Here is a 436-nt window from a genome sequence, read left to right on the forward strand (position 1 = left end):
CTGCGCTGGCAAGTCCAATCACCACCGAAGTTCTCGGTCTGGCGGGATTTGACTGGCTGGTGCTGGATGGTGAACACGCGCCGAACGACGTGACTACCTTAATTCCGCAGTTAATGGCATTGAAAGGCAGCGCCAGCGCGCCTGTGGTACGTGTGCCGACCAATGAACCGGTCATTATCAAACGGATGCTGGATATCGGGTTTTATAACTTCCTGATCCCCTTTGTTGAAACGCAAGAGGAAGCGGCTCGCGCTGTCGCCTCTACGCGTTATCCGCCGGAAGGCATTCGCGGTGTCTCCGTTTCTCACCGCGCCAACATGTTCGGCACGGTGCCTGATTACTTTGCGCAGTCGAACAAAAACATCACCATTATTGTTCAAATCGAAAGCCAACTGGGTGTAGACAACGTTGATGCCATTGCCGCAACGGAAGGCGT

The 436-nt window shown here is 54.1% G+C and carries 1 protein-coding gene; it reads left to right on the forward strand.

Annotated features, from left to right (window positions below; genetic code table 11):
- The coding region (locus tag F7Q90_RS26140) for an aldolase/citrate lyase family protein (RefSeq protein ID WP_249042851.1) at positions 1-436 on the forward strand (436 nt) is incomplete at both ends.

Source organism: Pantoea stewartii subsp. stewartii (assembly GCF_008801695.1).
Classification (GTDB): Bacteria; Pseudomonadota; Gammaproteobacteria; order Enterobacterales; family Enterobacteriaceae; genus Pantoea; species Pantoea stewartii.